The 20,257-nt window shown below is 37.9% G+C and carries 20 protein-coding genes; 13 read left to right on the forward strand and 7 right to left on the reverse strand.

All coding sequences use genetic code 11. The annotated features are described in order from the left end of the window. The first annotated feature begins 77 nt into the window (after positions 1-77). Positions 78-1,136, forward strand: coding sequence for a vWA domain-containing protein (locus DSM106972_RS03760; protein WP_186538919.1), 1,059 nt, complete (start codon positions 78-80; stop codon positions 1,134-1,136). Between the two features lie 41 nt (positions 1,137-1,177). Next, positions 1,178-3,253 (forward strand): NAD-dependent DNA ligase LigA, encoded by a 2,076-nt coding sequence (ligA, locus tag DSM106972_RS03765; protein WP_411675269.1) that lies wholly within the window; start codon positions 1,178-1,180, stop codon positions 3,251-3,253. A 178-nt stretch (positions 3,254-3,431) separates the two neighbouring features. Here the strand turns inward: ligA and DSM106972_RS03770 are convergent, their stop codons facing one another. Continuing rightward, on the reverse strand, positions 3,432-3,644 hold the full coding sequence (locus DSM106972_RS03770; RefSeq protein WP_127078931.1) for a hypothetical protein: 213 nt from the start codon (positions 3,642-3,644) through the stop codon (positions 3,432-3,434). Positions 3,645-3,733: 89 nt separating this feature from the next. After that, on the reverse strand, positions 3,734-4,039 hold the full coding sequence (gene relB, locus DSM106972_RS03775; RefSeq protein ID WP_127078933.1) for a type II toxin-antitoxin system RelB family anti-toxin: 306 nt from the start codon (positions 4,037-4,039) through the stop codon (positions 3,734-3,736). Between the two features lie 186 nt (positions 4,040-4,225). On the opposite strand from relB (DSM106972_RS03775), the gene DSM106972_RS03780 reads away from it, so the two are divergent. Then, entirely contained in the window at positions 4,226-5,713 is a 1,488-nt protein-coding gene (locus DSM106972_RS03780; RefSeq protein ID WP_127078935.1) for an acyl--CoA ligase, read from the forward strand. A gap of 52 nt (positions 5,714-5,765) precedes the next feature. Here DSM106972_RS03780 and DSM106972_RS03785 read toward each other — a convergent pair whose 3' ends face one another. Then, a complete protein-coding gene (locus DSM106972_RS03785; RefSeq protein ID WP_127078937.1) occupies positions 5,766-5,975 on the reverse strand; it encodes a hypothetical protein in 210 nt (69 codons plus the stop codon). Positions 5,976-6,199: 224 nt separating this feature from the next. Here DSM106972_RS03785 and DSM106972_RS03790 point away from each other — a divergent pair, with 224 nt between their 5' ends. Both DSM106972_RS03790 and DSM106972_RS03795 read left to right on the forward strand, forming a co-directional pair. Next, positions 6,200-7,165, forward strand: coding sequence for a 2-dehydropantoate 2-reductase (locus DSM106972_RS03790; RefSeq protein ID WP_127078939.1), 966 nt, complete (start codon positions 6,200-6,202; stop codon positions 7,163-7,165). Continuing rightward, a complete protein-coding gene (locus tag DSM106972_RS03795; RefSeq protein ID WP_127078941.1) occupies positions 7,165-8,412 on the forward strand; it encodes a hypothetical protein in 1,248 nt (415 codons plus the stop codon). The genes DSM106972_RS03790 and DSM106972_RS03795 overlap by 1 nt, the downstream gene beginning before the upstream one ends. Positions 8,413-8,565: 153 nt before the next feature. On the opposite strand, the gene DSM106972_RS03800 is transcribed toward DSM106972_RS03795, so the two are convergent. Next, complete coding sequence (locus DSM106972_RS03800; protein WP_127078943.1) at positions 8,566-8,994, reverse strand: COG3650 family protein; 429 nt, start codon at positions 8,992-8,994, stop codon at positions 8,566-8,568. A 208-nt stretch (positions 8,995-9,202) separates the two neighbouring features. Here DSM106972_RS03800 and DSM106972_RS52100 point away from each other — a divergent pair, with 208 nt between their 5' ends. Continuing rightward, entirely contained in the window at positions 9,203-10,465 is a 1,263-nt protein-coding gene (locus DSM106972_RS52100) for a thioredoxin domain-containing protein (protein ID WP_170213543.1), read from the forward strand. A gap of 28 nt (positions 10,466-10,493) precedes the next feature. On the opposite strand, the gene DSM106972_RS03810 is transcribed toward DSM106972_RS52100, so the two are convergent. Then, the gene (locus tag DSM106972_RS03810) at positions 10,494-10,826 is read right to left on the reverse strand and encodes a hypothetical protein (protein WP_127078945.1); all 333 of its coding nucleotides are present in this window, start codon (positions 10,824-10,826) and stop codon (positions 10,494-10,496) included. Positions 10,827-11,648: 822 nt separating this feature from the next. Between DSM106972_RS03810 and DSM106972_RS03815 the strand changes: the two genes are divergently transcribed. After that, positions 11,649-12,479: a DUF1194 domain-containing protein gene (locus DSM106972_RS03815; RefSeq protein ID WP_127078947.1), complete on the forward strand. Its 831-nt coding sequence runs from the start codon at positions 11,649-11,651 to the stop codon at positions 12,477-12,479. 115 nt (positions 12,480-12,594) lie between these two features. Here DSM106972_RS03815 and relB (DSM106972_RS03820) read toward each other — a convergent pair whose 3' ends face one another. After that, positions 12,595-12,777 carry a type II toxin-antitoxin system RelB family anti-toxin gene (gene relB, locus DSM106972_RS03820; RefSeq protein WP_233787763.1) on the reverse strand — a complete coding sequence of 61 codons (183 nt, stop codon included), beginning with the start codon at positions 12,775-12,777 and terminating at the stop codon, positions 12,595-12,597. 191 nt (positions 12,778-12,968) lie between these two features. Here relB (DSM106972_RS03820) and DSM106972_RS03825 point away from each other — a divergent pair, with 191 nt between their 5' ends. From DSM106972_RS03825 to DSM106972_RS03850, 6 genes are all read left to right on the forward strand, one after another. Further along, the gene (locus DSM106972_RS03825) at positions 12,969-14,138 is read left to right on the forward strand and encodes a GNAT family N-acetyltransferase (protein WP_127078949.1); all 1,170 of its coding nucleotides are present in this window, start codon (positions 12,969-12,971) and stop codon (positions 14,136-14,138) included. A gap of 8 nt (positions 14,139-14,146) precedes the next feature. Continuing rightward, positions 14,147-15,058: a DMT family transporter gene (locus tag DSM106972_RS03830; RefSeq protein ID WP_127078951.1), complete on the forward strand. Its 912-nt coding sequence runs from the start codon at positions 14,147-14,149 to the stop codon at positions 15,056-15,058. Positions 15,059-15,418: 360 nt separating this feature from the next. After that, positions 15,419-17,116: an alpha/beta hydrolase gene (locus tag DSM106972_RS03835; protein WP_127078953.1), complete on the forward strand. Its 1,698-nt coding sequence runs from the start codon at positions 15,419-15,421 to the stop codon at positions 17,114-17,116. A 216-nt stretch (positions 17,117-17,332) separates the two neighbouring features. Further along, complete coding sequence (locus DSM106972_RS03840) at positions 17,333-17,947, forward strand: hypothetical protein (RefSeq protein ID WP_127078955.1); 615 nt, start codon at positions 17,333-17,335, stop codon at positions 17,945-17,947. A 127-nt stretch (positions 17,948-18,074) separates the two neighbouring features. Then, complete coding sequence (gene truB, locus DSM106972_RS03845) at positions 18,075-18,947, forward strand: tRNA pseudouridine(55) synthase TruB (RefSeq protein ID WP_127078957.1); 873 nt, start codon at positions 18,075-18,077, stop codon at positions 18,945-18,947. Positions 18,948-19,033: 86 nt separating this feature from the next. Next, entirely contained in the window at positions 19,034-19,666 is a 633-nt protein-coding gene (locus DSM106972_RS03850; protein WP_127078959.1) for a vWA domain-containing protein, read from the forward strand. A gap of 152 nt (positions 19,667-19,818) precedes the next feature. On the opposite strand, the gene DSM106972_RS03855 is transcribed toward DSM106972_RS03850, so the two are convergent. After that, positions 19,819-20,151, reverse strand: coding sequence for a hypothetical protein (locus DSM106972_RS03855; RefSeq protein ID WP_127078961.1), 333 nt, complete (start codon positions 20,149-20,151; stop codon positions 19,819-19,821). Positions 20,152-20,257: the final 106 nt, after the last annotated feature.

The raw sequence follows: 20,257 nt of genomic DNA on the forward strand, positions 1-20,257 counted from the left end.
AACAAGAACGCAAATTCGGAGGGCTAAGAATTCCTCAGTGACAAAGTTAAAATAGACAAAAAAACGAGGCTTTGATTATGAGCAGCATAGAAGTTGTTTTCAGTTTTGATACTACGGGCAGCATGTATCCTTGTTTAACACAAGTTAGACGAAGAATCAAAGAAACCGTGACTCGGTTAATGAATGAACTTCCGTTAATTAAGATTGGTATTATTGCACATGGTGACTATTGCGATGCAGGTTCGACGTATGTTACCAAGCATTTTAATTTATCAAGTGATATCGATGCAATTTGTAATTTTGTTCAGAATGTTGAACCAACGGGTGGTGGTGATGCACCTGAGTGTTACGAATTAGTTTTACACGAAGCGCAATCTTTCACTTGGTCAGAAGCTGCGTCAAAGTCTTTGGTGTTAATTGGTGATGATATTCCTCATGCACCCGCACATAACCCACAAAAGTTAAATTGGCGCCAAGAAATCAAGAAATTAGCAGACAAGGGTGTTACGGTTTATGGGGTACAAGCTTTAAATCGTAGTCACGCAACACAATTTTATAGAGAATTAGCCGAGCAATCAGGTGGTTTTCACGTTAATCTTGACCAATTTTCATACATTACTGACTTATTTTTAGCAGTTTGCTATCAACAGTCCTCAAATGAACAACTTCAAGCATATGAACAAGAAGTTGTAGCACAAGGTCGAATGAGTCGCGGTTTGAATCGCATTTTTAACTCGATGATGAATCGTGAAGAAACTACGATGTTCCAAGCTGCTGATTTACGTGCGGTTTCTCCAGGAAGATTTCAGGTTTTAGATATTGATAATAATTCTTCGATTAAAGTGTTTGTTTTAGAAAACGGTTTAAATTTTAAAGTCGGACGTGGTTTTTACGAGTTCACCAAAACAGAAACTATCCAAGGATATAAAGAGATTGTTTTGATGGAGAGAACAACAGGAGACTTATTCGAGGGACAAGCAGCACGCGAAATGTTGGGTCTAACTGAAGGTGAGACAGCACGTATAAAACCTAACAACCTAGAAAAGTACATGGTTTTTGTCCAAAGTACCTCTGCAAATCGTAAGTTAATCGGTGGTACAAAATTCCTCTATGAAGTAGAAGACTCGCATCGGTGACATAAATTAATATAGATATCCAGCGTGTTATGGAGGTGAATGTGGTTGAATCGACTTTGGCAGATGTAAAAACGCGAATCCCGGAACTGCGGCAGCTTTTACAGAAAGCTAGTTATGCTTACTATGTTCTTGATAGTCCGATTATGGATGATGCTGTTTACGATAGGCTTTATCGTGAATTGCAAGATATAGAAGCCAAATATCCTGAATTAATAACACCCGATAGTCCAACGCAGCGGGTTGGTGAAAGACCTGCTACGCAGTTTACTACGGTACGCCATAATGTACCGCTGTATAGTTTAGAAAACGCTTTTAATGTTGATGAGTTAAGAAACTGGGATGCACGCTGGCGCCGACAGTTAGCTCCAGTAGATAATGTTGGATACGTTTGTGAGTTAAAAATAGATGGCAATGCGCTGGCTTTAACATATGAGAATGGTATATTAACACGCGGCGCCACGCGAGGTGATGGAGTAACGGGTGAGGACATCACACAAAACGTGCGAACAATACGCTCCATACCCTTACGGTTAAATGCCGAAGCTTTTGATGATGTCATACCTGAACGTATAGAAGTACGAGGTGAGGCATTTTTGCCACTTAATGTATTTAAGCAAATCAATGAAGAACGACAAAAAGCTTCTGAGTCTGTATTTGCCAACCCTCGTAACGCCACTGCTGGAACTTTACGTCAACTCAACCCTAAGATAGTTGACAAACGTCAATTAGATTTTTTTGCTTACACCCTGCATATTCCAGGACTTGATGACACCAGTATTGCCAGTACTCAATGGGGAGCATTAGAGCTTTTGCAAAAAATGGGTTTTAAAGTCAACCCTAAAATGAAACTTTGCCCTTCACTGCAAGAAGTAGCAGAATATTATGAGTATTGGGATACGGAACGGTTGAATTTGCCATACATGACAGATGGGGTAGTAGTAAAGCTAGACTCATTCAAACTACAAGAGCAATTAGGCTTTACACAAAAATTTCCTCGTTGGGCAGTAGCATTAAAATATGCCGCTGAAGAGGCGCCGACTATCGTCGAAAATATATCAGTAAACGTCGGCAGAACCGGAGCATTAACACCCCTAGCAGAAATGCGACCAGTCCAACTAGCAGGCACAACTGTATCTAGAGCCACCTTACACAACGGCGACCGCATCGCGCAACTAGATATTCGTATCGGTGACACAGTAATAGTTCGCAAAGCAGGGGAAATAATACCCGAAGTATTGCGTGTACTCAAAGAATTGCGACCAGATGGAACCGAAGCGTTTGTAATGCCAAGTAACTGTCCCGTGTGCAGTCAACCAGTAGTGCGCGAAAAAGACTTATCTGTAACACGCTGTGTAAATGCATCGTGCCAAGCCATTTTAAAAGGTTCGATAGAACATTGGGTAAGTCGCGACGCATTAGATATTCGGGGTATGGGTGAAAAGCTAGTGCATCAACTCGTCGATAAAGCTGTAGTACATTCGGTCGCTGACTTGTATGAGTTAACACCCGACCAACTATGTGCATTAGAACGAATGGGTAAAAAATCGGCAGAGAAAATAGTCGAAGCAATAACCCAATCCAAAAATCAACCTTGGTCAAGAGTGCTATACGGTTTGGGTATTCGCCATGTCGGTAACGTTACAGCCCAAACACTAACAGAAAAATTCCCCACCGTCGAAAAAATAGCTGAAGCGAACCGCGCCCAAATCGAAGGTATATATGGAATAGGCGCCGAAATCGCCGACAGTATATATCAATGGTTCCGCATACCCTCAAACCAAACATTAATCGAACGATTAAAAACTGCTGGTTTACAACTAGAAGCAAGTGAGGCGTTTATAGATAGTATTAGTGAGATTGAGAAATTTGTAAGTAAAACATTTGTAATAACAGGCACATTACCAACACTAAAACGCGATGAAGCTAAAGCCTTAATCCAAAAAGCAGGCGGTAAAGTCACTGATTCGGTAAGTAAGAAAACTGACTATTTAGTAGTAGGTGAAGAAGCTGGCTCTAAGCTAGCAAAAGCTGAATCACTTGGTGTTACAACTTTGAGCGAAGCCCAATTAATGGAAATGCTGGCAACGGATGTAACGGATGTAACGGATGGATTGTAGGTTGGGTGGAGCGACAGCGGAACCCAACATAACCCAACATAACCCAACATAAACGTAGGGTGCGTAACTGCTTGAAAAACAACAAATAAAACGAAAATTCAAGTGCAGTTACGCACCATCACGAACCACCAATTAATTAGCACATTTTAAAAGTTCCCGCAAGAAGGCAGGCAAAGCATTACCTAACTCTTGTTTCGCTCTTGGCTCTAAACAAGCAACAATATATTGATACGTTACAGCAGTCAGGTAAAGCACATAAAGGTTTGGCTAATGCCCAAGCTTCAAGTAAACGTGATTTTGGTTCATAAATTGTCCATTGAGCTAAATACTCGTCTCGTAAATCCATCTGGTTAGATATTGTCCAGTTGGTTATAAATAAACCGAATGGCATATTCACACTTGAGATTTTGTAAAAAAATTATTGCACAAAGCTAATAAAACTATTAGCCTTGTTGCAAAGAATAAAATTATAAAATAAATCTATTCATCAAATTGGGCAAGAACAATTTCCTTCTCAGGGAAATTAGCAACTATTTTTAAATTTCCGCCAAGAGCTTTAATATATTCAGAGAGAGTAGAAATATTAATCTCTCCTTGATTCTCAATCATTTGAATATCAGGCAAAATAACGTCGGAGTTTTCTAAATCCTCATGTGCAATTCCCAAGGAATTTTGTAATTCTATAAGGGTTAAATGAAGTAAGGCTATTTTAGCACGAGTCGCATTTTTTGCCCTTCGTTCCGGCGACATCTGATTACGTAATTTGATATAAGGTTTTGTTTTCATATATATCCTTCTTAAAAACATCTAAATTTTCTTGTGGGGTGGGCATCCTTGCCCGCCCTTAGATTATGGAACGGGCAAGGATGCCCATTCCACAAGATGTTTTATTAGATTTTTGCAGGTCTATTAAATTTTATAATGCTTTGTTAGCTCATAAAATAGATTATGCAGTAGTTTGACGTAATATCTATGAATATATTAAATCTTTTAAACGGCGCCGCTTCTAATATAGCACTGACTTCAAACGAACGTCCGGCTGTTACTTACAAGCAGCTACGAGAGAATGTGGTGGAGCTTGCAGAACAGCTTAATAGCTTTGGTTTAGGACGTGGAGACAGAGTTGCGATTGCAATTTCTAATAGCCCGGAGATGATAACTGTCTTTTTAGCTACTACGATTGCAGCTACTGCTTGTCCGTTGAATCCCAAGTATAAACAGGAAGAGTTTGCTTTTTATTACGAAGATACACAAGCTAAAGCGTTAATTATTTTACCAGATGGTAACAATAATGCGCTTGCTGCTTGTAGCGAAGCAATGAAAGTAATAACTGTAAAAACTAGAGAGTCAGGCGCCTTATATTTTGAATTACAAACAGCACACCAACCGCGAGAAGTTGAGCAAGCAACAGAAAATGACATAGCAATGATTCTTCATACTAGTGGTACAACTAGTCGCCCTAAACGAGTACCTATTCGGCATCGTAATTTAATTGCGAGTGCGACTAATTTTGTCAATGCTTATTCGTTGACAGCGAATGACAAAACGCTTTTAGTTATGCCTTTATTCCATATTCATGGTTTAGTGGGTTGTATGCTATCAACTTTTGCATCTGGAGGTACAGTAATTTGCCCCCCTGGATTTAATGCTTTAGAATTTTGGAAACTTGTAGAAACGTTTAAACCAACTTGGTATTCTGCGGCGCCAACGATGCATCAAATGGTATTAGCACGAGCTAGTCGTAACTCAGAAATTATTCAGGCAAACCAATTTAGATTTATTCGTTCGAGTAGCGCACCTTTACCACCAGTAATATTAGAACAAATCGAAGCAACATTACACGCTCCGGTTGTCCAATCATATAGCATGACCGAAGCAGCCCACTTAATGACAACTAATCCGCTACCACCCAAAACGCGCAAACCTGGGAGTGTTGGTTACGGTTTTGGTGTGGATGTGGGTATTATGGATGATAATGGAAATCTTTTACCTACAGGTAGCTTAGGAGAAGTAGTAGTTAAAGGGGCCAACGTTATAGATGGTTACGAAAATAATCCTCAAGCCAACGCAACAGCTTTCGTCAGCGGTTGGTTTAGAACAGGTGACCAAGGTTTCTTAGACGAAGAAGGATATTTATCTTTAACCGGACGCTTAAAAGAATTAATCAATAGAGGTGGCGAAAAAATATCGCCCTTAGAAGTTGATGATGTACTACTACGACACCCTGCCGTCAGCGAAGCGCTTGCTTTTGCCGTACCCCACAAAACCCTAGGCGAAGATATCCATGCAGCAGTAGTATTAAAAAGTTTAACCGAAGAAAAAGAACTACATTCACACTGTTCACAAATGCTAGCAGAATTTAAAGTGCCAGCAAAATTTCATATTTTAGAAGAACTACCGCGTGGCGCCACAGGTAAACTACAAAGACTAAACATGTCCAAACTACTAAAAATAGAATAATATTTATCTCTTGTGGAGCAGGCATCCCTGCCTGCCCTTATATCCACCAAAATTAAATATTAACTTTAAATAAATCTTCAATTTGTTGTCTAATAGTCTGGTGTAACTCCATCTTCATAGCTTGACGAAAAAATTTTGTCAATATTTCTTGCTCTAAAGGAATATTTAATTCTTTAAATTCGTTTTTTATCCGAAATAAGCAGATTGCTAGAAAACATGCTGTCGAGCGCACATCAATTCTTTGGTCTTGGGTGAATGACAAAAAATCCGTTAATAATCAGTTTGCTAAAAATTTTCCTAGTATTACATATTCATATTAATATATTTAGACCGTAATTACTCAAATCAAGTCATAATCTATTTTATAGAATCTTACCTCTGTGTCTCTGTGGTGAAAAAGAAATTATTGCAATGGCGGGCAAGGATGCCCGCTCCACAAGAGCAAGAAAAGAAATAGAATTGTAATGTTTAACAAGAGGTATAATAATGAAAATTTGTATAGTAGGCGCCGGTGCCATTGGTGGATACTTAGGAGCAAAGCTAGCATTATCAGGAGAAGATGTAACGCTAATAGCTAGAGGCGCCCATTTAAATGCTATTCAAACAAATGGTTTAAAATTAATTACAGAGTCCGGTGTAACTAACGTATCTAACATTGCTGCTACTAATAATATTAGTACCTTAGAACCACAAGATATAGTAATATTAGCAATGAAAGCTCAAAGTTTGCCACCAATAGCAGCGAGTTTGCCAACTTTATATCATTCCCAAACAATGGTAGTTCCAGCACAAAATGGTGTTCCTTGGTGGTACTTCCGTAAGTGTGGAACCCAATATGAAGGAGCAAATATTACATCAGTTGACCCAGATGGTACTGTAGAAGCAAATATTGGTGTGGAACGTACTATTGGATGTGTTGTTTATCCTGCCGCAGAAATTGCCGAACCAGGAGTTATTCGACATATTGAAGGAGAACGGTTTAGTATTGGCGAAATTGACAGTGCCAAAACTGAGCGAATTCAAACTTTAGCGAATGTACTTAAAAAAGCTGGGTTAAAGGCGCCTATACGCAATCAAATTCGTACTGATTTATGGGTAAAGTTATGGGGAAACGTCGCATTTAATCCAATAAGCGCACTCACACGCACTACTTTAGACAAAATTTGTCAATATCCTTTAACCAGAGAACTTGCTTTGTCTATCATGACCGAAACGCAAACCATCGCCCAAAAACTTGGAATTGATTTTGGTATTACAATAGAGCAAAGAATTGCTGGCGCGGAAAAAGTTGGCGCCCATAAAACCTCAATGTTACAAGATATTGAAGCTAAACGACCGACTGAAGTTGATGCTATTGTTGGCGCCGTTGCCGAATTGGGAAAATTAACACATACCCCAACTCCACATATTGATACCATATACGCGCTGGTTAAGTTACTTGAACAAACTTGATGCAAATGAATGCCGCATTAGAAGAAGCTTTAGATGCAAGCACAACAGCAGAACGTCTACATCAGTTAGCAATGAGTAAGGACAAAAAAGTTTGTGCTGCTGTTGCTCAAAATCCTAATACGGCGCCGGATACATTATTGAAATTATTTACTAATTATCCAGTTCAAGTCTTAAGTAATAATATTCTTGACTTTTTGTTACTTGAAAATCCCAATTTTTTATATGAACTTTATACGGTTTATCCCTTAGCCTTTAATTTGCATGATTTACCATTGTTTTATATTGAATGGGCAATTAATCATACTTCTGATGTTGTTCGTGAATCAGTTGCAAAAAGTCCGCGAACATCAATACATTTTCTAGAAAAGCTTGCGGATGATGAAGCAGAATGTGTTAAGTTTGCTGTTTTATATAATAAAAATACTCCTATTGAATGCTTAGAACAATTTATTACTGAAGATAAACTTAATATCCGCAATAAATCAATAGAGTATCGCTTGCATCTTGCTAAATATCACCGCGAATCTCCAATAATTACAAGAATACTTGCTGATGATATTAGTAGTGAAGTCAGAGCAGCAATTGCCAGGAACTTTGTAACAGAACCATCTGTGCTTGAAAAATTAGCCAAAGATAAGGTGCTGAATGTCCGTGTGCGAGTTGCTGGAAATCACATGACTCCCAACTATATATTAGAACTATTGGCAAAAGATAAAAGTTCCGATGTACGTTACGAAGTTGCAAATAATCCCAACACAGAAAGTAAACTTTTAGAACAGTTTGCCAAAGAGGATAAAGTCAAAATTCGTGCTGCTGTTGCAAAAAATCTTAATACATCTAAAACAACATTAGAGTTTTTAGCAAAAAATAGCGACGATGTAAGTATCCGTCGCTTGTTAGCAGAAAATCCAAAAATATCTAGTCACGTTTTAGAGCATTTGGCTAAAGATGCATGTGATGAAGTCAGAATTATTGTAGCTGAAAATTCTAACACTACTACAAATATTTTAAAGCAGCTAGCAGAAGACAAAACGGGTAGAGTTCGTCTCACTGTTGCTCGAAACAAAAAAACACCCATTAAATGTTTAGAAAAGCTAATGCATGACCAGCATGAAGAAATTCAACTTGCTGTTATTAACAATCCTCATACTCCTATTAGTATCATTAAACTATTAGCTAAAAGTACTAATAAAAGTATTAGCCTTGCTGCAAAAAGTAAAATTACAACTTACGACAAGAAACCGTAATCATCCTGAGATTGTGACGGGCAAGGATGCCCGTTCCACAAGCCATTCCACAAGCCATTTCACAAGCCATTCCACAAGCCATTTCACAAGCTATTTCACAAGCCATTTCACAAGCTATTTCACAATATGGATAATTAAGTTTTTGGAAGTTCCTTATTGTTTGTTAGCGCAACCAGTTTTAACTGTATTGCCAGAAATCAAAGTTGCTGTATAAGGATATTTTGTGTCGGACATGCTATCGCTACAAGAACCATTTACTTTAGTGAGAATGAGAATATGATTCGGTTTAGTACCAAAACGATAAACTCTAACAACATCTAAAGGTCTTCCTTCTGCTGCAGTCGGCGCCACATAACGAAATTTTTGATTTGTGATATTATCTCTTAAAGAATTATATACAATACCTTTTTGGCTAATGTCTACACCCCAGAAAGGTTCTGTACCAACAACACGGAAACTTTCAACTTTAGATAGTTGTTTAGGTGCAGGTGCAGAGTTTGCAGAAGCAGGTAAAAATGATGTAGCTGCTGTAACTCCTAATCCGAATACTACAAATAGCTTTTTCAAATGTTGTGTAGTCATTGTTTTGTTTAAAGTTATAATTTACTCTTATTTTAGAATTACAAGTCAAAAATCCTTAATTTCGGAAAAGTTTTTTAAAATTCGGAATGTGAAGTTTTATTGTAGTTTATTATATTTTGGGAACTAAAAATTAGAGTTAAAGTCTTACAAATACTACAAGATTACAATTGTTTTCATTATTCATCTTTATGATTATGGTTTGTATATTATGAAGTCAAAATTTATTACAACTGCATTAACTTGCACTATCGTCGGCGCCTCCTTGGCACAGACTTATAATAATGCATCTGCCGCAACTCCCCAAATAAAGGTTTCACAGTTTCGCAGTCAGGGACAGCAGGGTTTGGAAAGGTTTATTAGTACGTATGCGAAAGAACTCAGTAATCCTTCACCACAAATGCGCGCTACATTAGATGCAATTTGTCAGCAAAAAGACTGTCACGCTTCTAAGTTATATTGGTACACCGATATTGAACAAGCAAAAGCTGCTGCAAAAACTAGCGGAAAACCTATTCTTTCGTTACGGTTGCTGGGAAGACTCGATGAGGACTTAAGCTGTGCGAATAGTCGTTTCTTTCGTGTAACGTTATATCCGAATGCTGAAATATCTAAGTTTTTACGTCAAAATTATATACTCCATTGGCAAACTGTACGCTCGGCGCCGAAAGTAACTGTAGATTTTGGTGATGGACGTAAATTAGAACGGACTATTACAGGTAACAGCATTCACTATATCTTAGATAGTGCTGGGCGCCCTGTTGATGCAATTCCGGGGTTGTACGGGCCTCAAGCTTTTTTAAAGCAGTTGGTAGAAGGTAAAAAATTAATCAACTCATATAATAGCCGCCCAAGTGCTGCAAAAGAAAGCTTTTTACGGCAGTATCATGCACAGCGTTTAGTATCTGTTGAGCAGCAATGGAATAAAGACTTAACTAAACTTGGTATTGCAAATCCTCCACGTTTGGTTGAAATGCCTGCAACTTCTAATTCTCCTAGCGCACCTGTAGCTGGAACAATTGCTGTAACTAAAATGGCAGTAGAGGCGCCGATGTTAAGAGGAATGTCACCAAGCACTAGTAACCCGGCACCGCTTAGAGAAATTACAGACCAAGCAACATGGCAACGCATCGCTCAACTATATATAAATGATGCCAAACTAGATAAGAATAGTATCGCCTTAATAAATTCCAAACGCTTCCCACAAAAATCTAACTCGAATGGTTTACAGGGCGTTGTTAGTAACTTTGAAACAGCAATGGCGTTAGATACCGTCAGAAACGAGTATATGTTGCATCGACAAATTCATCAATGGTTCACTCAACCTAATATAACAAGTAATGTAAACACACTAAACGAAAGAGTGTATGCACAACTGTTTTTAACACCAAGTTCTGACCCGTGGTTAGGATTGATGAACAGTGAAACTTATAGTGCGATTGAAAATGATGGTGTTCACCTCCAAAAAAGATAGCTCAAAAAAGATAGCCAAAAAAAAATAATTAGGAGTTATTTAATCGTAATTCTAATCTAATCGACTGCGTAATTGCATCTACCAAAGCCAAACGCTGACTAATTGGTAACTGTAAAACAGGAATTATCAAATCTTCTATAGACACGAGTGAACTTTGAGCAGAATTTAGTTGAATATCTGAGTTTTGCTTCAACGTTTTTTCTAAATCGTCTCGCAGCGTCTCTAAAAACACATAATCATCACCCATATTAGCAGCTTCATTGTCATCAAGATTTCCGCTATTTAAACGCTCTTGATATATTTTTATTAAATTACCAATTGCTTCTATAATAAATGTAATGTCTTTAAATGATAGCTTCATTGCCAATTATCCAAGTTATATAGAATTTCAGTTTTAGTCAATTGTATAAGATAACTCTGCTTAATGTCGAATTTGCACAGCAATGTAACAAAATTTTGGAAACTCTTTCTTCTATAACCTAAATTTTGCCAATTATAGAATTAGCACATTAATAATTTTGAAGTTACTATTGCTGGGTGCGAATAAAAACGTCTGTTCGTTCTTTTAACTGCTTGCGCTACGGGTGAAGGTTGCCAGGGTACTTACCCAAAATTGTCACGCTAAAGTAATCTTTATAAGTACTTTTACTATAATTTTACCACTAAAACCGGGTTTCTATGCATTCACTGTCGCAGACAAATCGTCGTTGTTATTACAATCTCTCAACGAAGAAACCCGTTTCTAGCAGGTTTAACATAGTATTTGAATAAATTGGTAAAGTCTATTTATGCTTTTCGTCAAAAAAGATGATTTTTATTTAAAGTTATTTAAAACATTTTAAGTAATTTTACATATATTTTATTTAGCAAAAAAATAAAAAAGTACCTCTTAGCTTCTAAAAATAATGGTTTTAGCGTTTATAGCGTGCAATCCGATTGTGTATTTTATGTAAATATGCTGAGAAAGTATAGCGGCTCAATAGAATAGATAGCTATATTACTTAGGTATCAAAGGAAATTAAAAACATTTGATTTGGCTGTGCAGAAAAGAACTGCTTTGAAAATTCAGAATCTGTATATAACTGCACTATTTGAAGATTTGCTTGTATCCAATTATCAAATTGGAATCAGCAAAATTATCAAACCACATTAACAACAATTCCAATTAGAAGGTCATTAAATCATGAAATTATCTAATGTTGCTCGTCTTGCCATCGCAGCAGTAGCTTGCGGTATTGGTACTTTGGCTGTCAATTCAAAAGTTGTTGCAGCAACTTTGACACCAGTTGACTTAGAACTTTCTTTGCTTGTAGATGTTTCAGGAAGTGTAAACAACAGCGAGTTTAACTTGCAAAAGCAAGGTTATGTAGATGTATTTAATAGTTCTGACCTTTTCAATAATTTTATATCTAAAGGTGAATTTGGTAAAATCGCAGTCAATCTAATTTACTGGTCTAGCAGTGGTCAACAAGCAGAATCTGTTGGCTGGACTTTAATTGATAGTGCTATATCATCACAAAATTTTGCAGCAGCGATTAACTCAACAACACGTCCTTTCTTTGGTGGTACCGCACCTGGTTCTGCAATCGCTTATGCTACACCAAAATTTTTCAACAATGCATTTGATGGAAAACGTCAAGTAATTGATGTATCTGGTGATGGTCCAGAAAATGGTGGATTAAATACTGCTACCGCACGAAATAATGCTTTAGCACAGGGTGTTGATGCGATTAATGGTATTGTAGTGGGTACTAATTCTGAAAGAGCAACAACACTTCCGTTCTATCAATCAAGTGTAATTGGTGGTACTAATGCAGATGGAACCTCAGCATTTGTACTCGAAGCTAAAAGCTTTCAAGAGTTTGGAAGTGTTCTTGAGAAAAAGATTAAAGCAGAAGTCAAACCTCCGTCTGTATCAGTTCCTGAGCCAGCTTCTGTAATAGGTTTACTCGCTTTCAGTCTTATTGGTGCAAGCTCTGTAAAGCAAAAATTTAATCAGGCTAAACATAATTAGCCAACACTAACCAGGTTTCTTATTTGGGATGGGGTTTTCTCTTGCCCCGTCCCTCCACGTTTGGCACAAAAGATTTACGCGGTTGTTCTACGAAGAATAAAATTATAAAAGAAATCTATTCATCAAATTGGGCAAGAACAATTTCCTTCTCCGGAAAATTAGCAACTATTTTTAAACTGCCGCCAAGAGCTTTAATATATTCAGAGAGAGTAGAAATATCAATTTCTTCCTGATTTTCAATCATTGAAATATCAGGCAACACAACGTTGGAGTTTTCTAAATCCTCGTGTGCTTCCAAGAAATTTTGTAATTAATTTTATACTTCTCTGTGAACTCTGTGTCTAATAAGGTAAAAATAATGACATTTACTCCACAGGCTTTCCGGCCTGTGCTATAGCCCATCACGTTCAATATCATCCAACAGGGTGAATTGATTTTGGTACATTCTGATGTAACATACTGTAGCTGCATGTTACTACAGGGTACATTATGCCTTCATTTGAATACGGCAAGGTAAATGATTCAGGGGATGCTAGTAAGCTTATATCAATTCTCAGTCAGTGCTTTATGATGGCGCCGTCTGACGGTGAAGTTTACATGCAGTCGGTAGGAATAGAGAATTTTCGTGTTATTCGCCAAAATAAAGAAATTGCAGGTGGGTTAGCAATATTGTCATTTGATCAAAATTATGGTGGTGAATTTGTACCAATGACAGGTATTGCAGCAGTAGGTATTGCACCAGAGTATAGAGGAAGTGGCGCCGCGTTAGCACTAATGCAAAGTGCAGTAAAAGAAATTCATGTTGAGGGGGCGCCCTTGACAGCATTATTTCCCGCAGTGCAACGTTTGTATCGTGCTGCTGGATATGAGCAAGCAGGTAGTTTCTGCAATTGGGAAATAACTACTGCTAGTATTCAAATGGGAAAACCTCAATTACCGTTGAGGTTAATTACTACCGAAAAAGATATTTTACGGTCACTAAATCAAAAGCAAGCTCGTTTACATAATGGTAATTTAAACAGAAACGAATTTATTTGGGCTGATATTGGGCGTTCAAAAGATGCTCAACAATACGCTTATTTGATTGGGAGTGCAGATAATCCTCAAGGATACATTATATTTACACAGCATCGTGGTGACGATAACGATTATATTAATGTACGAGACTGGGTACTCTTAACACCAGCAGCAATACAAAGCTTTTGGGCATTTCTTGGTGGTCATCGGTCGCAAATTGATACGGTTCGTTACAGAAGCGCGCTTGTTGATGCACTAACTTTTATGTTGCCCGAACAAACAGCCAAGTTGAAATCATCGACACGATGGATGTTACGTATTGTAGATGTAAAGAAAGCGCTAGAAAAGCGGGGGTATCCTCAAAATATCCAAGCATCCCTTCATATAGAAGTACAAGATGATTTATTAGAAAGTAATAATAGTAAATTTATACTTTCTGTTGCCAATGGACGTGCGGATGTGGCGCCAGGTGGTAAAGGTGATTTGAAGCTTGATATTCGTGCTTTTGCGCCGTTGTATACTAGTTTATTCTCTCCGAGTCATTTACAAATGACAGGACAGTTGGAAGCAACAGAAAATGCTATTACTACTGCAACGCAAATATTTGCAGGCGCCGGAGCTTGGATGGCTGACTTTTTTTAGGGTAAAAAATGCATCATACTACTGGTAAATGGCGCCTTGGGTTGGCACTATCTTTATTAACGATTGTATTGTGGGGAGTGTTACCGATAGCGCTAACGGTCGCACTCTCTGTTCTCGATGTCTATACTGTAACTTGGTTTAGATTTTTATTATCATTCTCATTACTAGCTATTTATTTAGCAGCAAGAGGAAAATTACCTACGCTTAAACAGCTACGTGCGACTTCTTGGAAGTTGGTAAGTACCGCGATTATTTTTCTTGCTACGAATTATATTCTGTTTTTAAAGGGTTTGGCACTAACGTCTCCCGCTAACGCCCAAGTTATCATTCAACTAGCGCCTTTACTAATGAGTTTTGGTGGATTGTTAATTTTTCGTGAGCGTTACAGCTGGCGCCAATGGTGCGGGGTTGGTATTCTTACGATTGGACTTGTTTTATTTTTTCATGAAAAATTAAATAGCATAATCACTGTACAAACAAATTATCTACTTGGAACAGGTTTAGTTGTGCTAGGCGCCGTTGCTTGGGCTGTTTATGCTTTGGCACAAAAGCAATTGTTACGAACTTTATCTTCTATGCATATCATGGTAATTATTTATGGTGTATGTGCTTTTTTATTCTTACCATTTGCTACACCAAAGTTACTTTTTACACTTAATTATTTTCACTGGGGAACTCTAATTTTTTGTGGTTTAAATACGCTAATTGCTTATGGTGCTTTTGCTGAATCTCTAGAGCATTGGGAGTCATCACGAGTAAGTGCGGTTGTGGCGGCTGCACCAATTGTTACTTTAATATCTGTTCATGCGGTGTCCGTTATTGCACCTAGTTTAATTGTTCCAGAAAATTTGTCAGTTACGGGAATTATAGGTGCCATCTTAGTCGTAGCTGGCTCTGTGGCTATGGCTCTGGGTAAATAATAGATATTATTTGAATAAAGTTTTATGTTAAGTAATTTTACGGTATCTTTAATCAAAGATGCCTCTTCTTCATAGTTGTTTTTTGCATACTGAAGCGTATTATTTTATTATCTGTTATGATGTCATCGTTGGATAAATTATTTTTTCCAAATAGGTAAATCAACCTATATTGCCCGATATAGCCCAGTGTCACTACCACAGTTGTTTTTAACATTTTATAGCTAGAAAATCTTCTACTATAATTCATAATTTTGAGGCGAAATCACCGAATCATTCAGGGCGAATCATTTAGGGTGTCCGCATATACTACCAATTTGACCGAGCCTCATCAAATAACATCCGAATTGTAGACGTTTTGCGATGAAAAGCTTTTTTGGTATCTGGACCAGCACCCTGCGAAGGAATATATTGTTGCTGGTACTCTCAATGCTGCTGCCTACTTTTGAAATGAGTTCGGCATATGCAGCACAGAGAGTTTATGCATCTTATTCGGCGTTGGAACGGTCAATTTCCGTGACTGCGTTAGAAGAATTTGTCAGGACAGGCGCCGTAGACTCTAGTCTAGCGGTTTATGCCGAGTATCTCAAACCAGCACAACTCCAAGAGTTGCGAAGAGTGCTACAAAGTCCGATAAAAGCTAACGCAGTAGCAGTATCACAGTTTCTCTATACTCCGCAAGGAGAATTTTTGTTGCGAAGGTTAGGAGAAGTAATTAAGACAGAATCACGTCAGGAAAAACCTGGCTTTCATGCTTTGCGGTCAGCTTTAATACTGGCAGCTGCGGACTCTGGAGGCTTAACTTTACTAGGTTTGTTACGTGAATATCCTGGTGCGAGCATTCATATAGATTTAGCGCGAACTCTAGGAATTGCGTCAGAACTAGAAAAAATGGTTAGCGATACCGAAAAAGCCATCACAGCAGTATCTCAAAAAGCTAAAACCGAGGCAGCAATAGAGCAACCTTCGTTTCTGAGTGCCAAGCTTCCCGATTTTCGTCGTAAAGGTAAATTTGCCACGTCCAAGCAAACGTATAAATTACTCGATGCTGTTCGCAATCGGTTTTTACTCACCGATGTTTATATACCTTCAGGAATTGAGAAAGTTCCAGTAATCGTCATTTCCCACGGTGTAGGTACAGACAGCAGCAATTTTGAGTATTTAGGTTCACATCTTGCTTCTCACGGATTTGCTGTGATAGTTCCCAACCATCCTGGTAGTGATACCAAGCAATTGAGTTCGTTAATGAAGGGTAGTGCGAATGAAGTTGCTGAACCAAGCGAATTCTACAATCGTCCTCTTGATATCAAATTTGTTCTAGACGAACTGCAACAGCGTAATAAATCTACGTTTCGTGGGCGCCTGAATTTTGATGAGGTAGGGGTATTCGGGCAATCGTTTGGTGGATACACTGGATTAGCATTAGCAGGAGCGCAAATTAACTTTGCCCAGCTAGAAAAAGACTGCAAACCAAAGGCACTCACAGAAACTTGGAATGTATCTTTACTACTGCAATGTCGTGCTTTGGAACTACGGAAATTTAGTCCATTGATGAGTTATGACCTGCACGATAAACGTATCAAAGCGGTAATCGCAGTCAATCCCATCACCAGCAGTATTTTTGGTGAAACCGGATTAAACAATATAAAAATTCCCGTAATGATAGTTGCTAGTAGTGATGATACTATTGCACCAGCATTGTACGAGCAGATATTACCTTTCTCATGGATTGGAAATCAGCAAAAATACTTAGCTGTCATGCAAGGCGCCACCCACTTCTCAGCTATTGGTGAAGGTAAAAATGATGCAAACCAAATTGGACTACCTTCAGATATAGCAGGTGATGACCCTGCACAAGTACGTAAATACTTAAACTCGCTCTCGTTACCTTTCTTTCAATCTCATGTTGCGGGTATGACCAAATATGCGCCATATTTGAATGCAGCTTACGCCAAAGCTATTTCAACTCAACCACTAGGGTTAAACTTAATTCAGTCACTAACATCAACTGAACTAGCACAAACCTTTAATGGTGAATTGAAACAAATTAAGCAACCCTAACTAACAAATCTCTTGTGGAATAAACCTCTTGTGGAATAAACCTCTTGTGGAATAAATTTCTTGTGGGATGGGCATCCTTGCCCGTTCCAATGTTTCAAATATAGAGGACGGGCAGGATGCCCACCCCACAAGAATATTTTGAATGTTTTATTACTTGGAAGTCCCTAGATATAATAAAGAAGCCAGGTTTTGTCATGTTTAACAAGCAACTAATATATGACTCGCTCCTGTATACTTCAGCCAGAACAAAGTTATACTTTTTATGAGTACTTTGAGCTTTCGTTCGCAATCCAAGATATTCTTGCCGAGTTAGGTTGTTCTTATAATTTAGAGTCTTTAACCTTACTTAGTTCAGAAGTTGATGTAAATTTAATCCGCAATTTGAAAAAAAATATACAAAGTAATCTTCAATACGTTCGGCTTTCCAGCGAATCAGCACGCCAGCAAGTAATTATAGCCCCTATACTTCTAGAAGTTTGTAAAACTACTCAAACTCGATTGAATGTGGAGTATCCTGTAAGTGTTAGCGAACAATTAAAAGGAAGTTTTGATTACTATATAGATAAAGATAGAGGAATGTTGGTAGTTGAAGCAAAGCAAGCAGATTTAAACAGAGGGTTTACTCAGCTAGCTGTAGAACTTATTGCTCTTGACCAATGGACTAGTAAAGATACACCAATTTTATACGGCGCCGTTACTACAGGTGAGGACTGGCGATTTGGTATTTACAAGCGTGCGGAGAAAATAATTCTAGAAGATATTAAATTATACCGGGTTCCAGAAGAGATTGATTTACTTGTCAAGACTTTGGTCGGGATTATAAATTATTAATTTTTGTATCAGGCGCCTGTGTGTTATTTTATGATGGTTTTGGGGGCAGGTTTACAGGATTTTGCATAGTAACAAATTTTTGGGTTAACCTGCCCCTACGGTAACGTCAACCTACCTATTTTTTAATTTGCAAGGCTTTTTGAATCTCAACAAACCATTTGGCTGGACTTCGCACGATTGTGTTGCGAAAGTACGTAAGCTACTACGTCTCAAACGTGTTGGACATGCTGGAACTTTAGACCCTGCTGCAACTGGTGTGTTACCAATTGCGTTGGGTAAAGCTACACGTTTACTTCAATATCTACCTGGTGATAAAGCTTACAACGCTACGATTCGTTTTGGTATACAAACAACAACAGACGATTTGCAGGGTGAAGTTATTGCTTCGTGTGCTTGTCCTGAGTTGAAGTTGGAAGATATTAAAGATTTATTGCCGCAATTTCTAGGTAAAGTTAACCAAATACCACCTAGTTACAGCGCAATTCAAGTTGACGGAAAACGACTTTATGATTTAGCGCGTCAAGGTATTGCTGTTGAGGCGCCTGTAAGAACAGTGGAGATATTTAGTATAGAGGTTTTAGATTGGCGCCCAGGTGAGTTTGCGGAGTTAGATGTTGCGATAGCTTGCGGTGCAGGAACTTATATTAGGTCAATTGCCCGTGATTTAGGAGCAGCTTTAGATGTAGGTGGTACACTAGCAGCACTACAACGCACCGTTAGTAGTGGTTTTAATTTGGCTAACAGTATTAGTATTGAAGCTTTAGAAGCGCAACTACAAACCTTTCAACCAATGAGTCCTGATGCACCTCTACAATATTTATCGTCGATTAGTTTATTAGAGGAAGATGCTAAAAAATGGCGCCAGGGACAGCGTATAGCTCAACAAATAAACGAATCTTCCCAATATTTACGAGTTTATACTGATGGATTATTTATAGGTATCAGTGAATTTAAGGATGACTTATTAGTACCAGCTATGGTATTTGAGCCTGTAAATTAGTTATACATTCATTCCTACGGTGTATTATGGACAACCTAAAAATCAGAAGTTAACCTAGTCATATTATTAGTGTTAAATTTAATATTATGGATACGTCTATATTACAAAATCGAGACTATACAATCATTTTAGCTAAAACTTCTGCAAGCACAGCTAAAGAACCACCAGGATATGAACATCGCTGGCAAGATGCATATGAGTCAATAATCAACCTTGTGCGTGCGTGTCAGAAATTTGATAACGATGGTGTAACAATGTATGTTTCGTGTCGAGACTGTAAGGAAGATAACTTTCAACAGTACAAATATGTAATGCCTGAGAAACTTAGAGAAATTGTTGAGGCACATTATCCACCGTATGAATTAGATTTACTAGGGGTTTTGCAAAAAACCCTAGATGACTACTTCGCACGCAAAGCTACCAACCAAGCAAAACCCAACGGTGAAATTATTATCATATTAATAGATGGCGAACCATTGGACAGAATGCAAGTTGCCAAAGTCATTGTAGAAGCTACACATAAATTAGAGAACCATAGGGAATTGGGTATTGGCTTTGTACAAGTTGGTGATGACTTACTTGCACGCGGTTTTTTAAAAGCTTTAGACGAAGACTTAACGCACGCAGGCGCCAAATTTGATATCGTTGACACAAAGATGATAGGACAATTAGAAGCAAACTCACTATTACAGTTTTTGTTAGGTACACTCGATGACTAATTGTCATGAGTCCCGCAGTGAAGCATCTGTACAACCTTCAAGTTAATTAAAATTATTAATTGTCATGAGTCCCGCAGTGAAGCATCTATAATAAACTTCAAGTTAATTAAGATTCTTCACTACGCGAGTAATGGCATGTTGCATATTAAATTTTATTCAAATTCCAAGCCAATAAAAAGTTTTAAACCAATACCAGAGGAATTATCCAGCCACCAGTCATCATCAAACTGCGATAGTTTATCATAAGCTTCATCTGAATTGTTGGCATCTACATATATAAAAATTTCAAGTCTTTCCCACTCTGTATGCTCATATTCTGGTGAGACATTAAGAGTAAGCTTCCCTTGTGGAAAATAGGTTCTAATTTGCTTTTGACATTCTAACAGCAAGGATACAATTTCCTGATTGTTAACTATAAATTGAGTTAATTTTTCTTTGTCTTCAATCAAGTATGCTTTCGATATTCGCTGTATATGGTCTGACATTTGTAAAATTTTTACTTTTTATTCATTAAAATCTTATGACTGTAATTTTTTCATTATAGCCAATGCGTGATTTTTTATATGCAAATTGCGTGAGTCGTAAATTAAT

Source organism: Dulcicalothrix desertica PCC 7102 (genome assembly GCF_003991905.1).
Taxonomy (GTDB): Bacteria; Cyanobacteriota; Cyanobacteriia; order Cyanobacteriales; family Nostocaceae; genus Dulcicalothrix; species Dulcicalothrix desertica.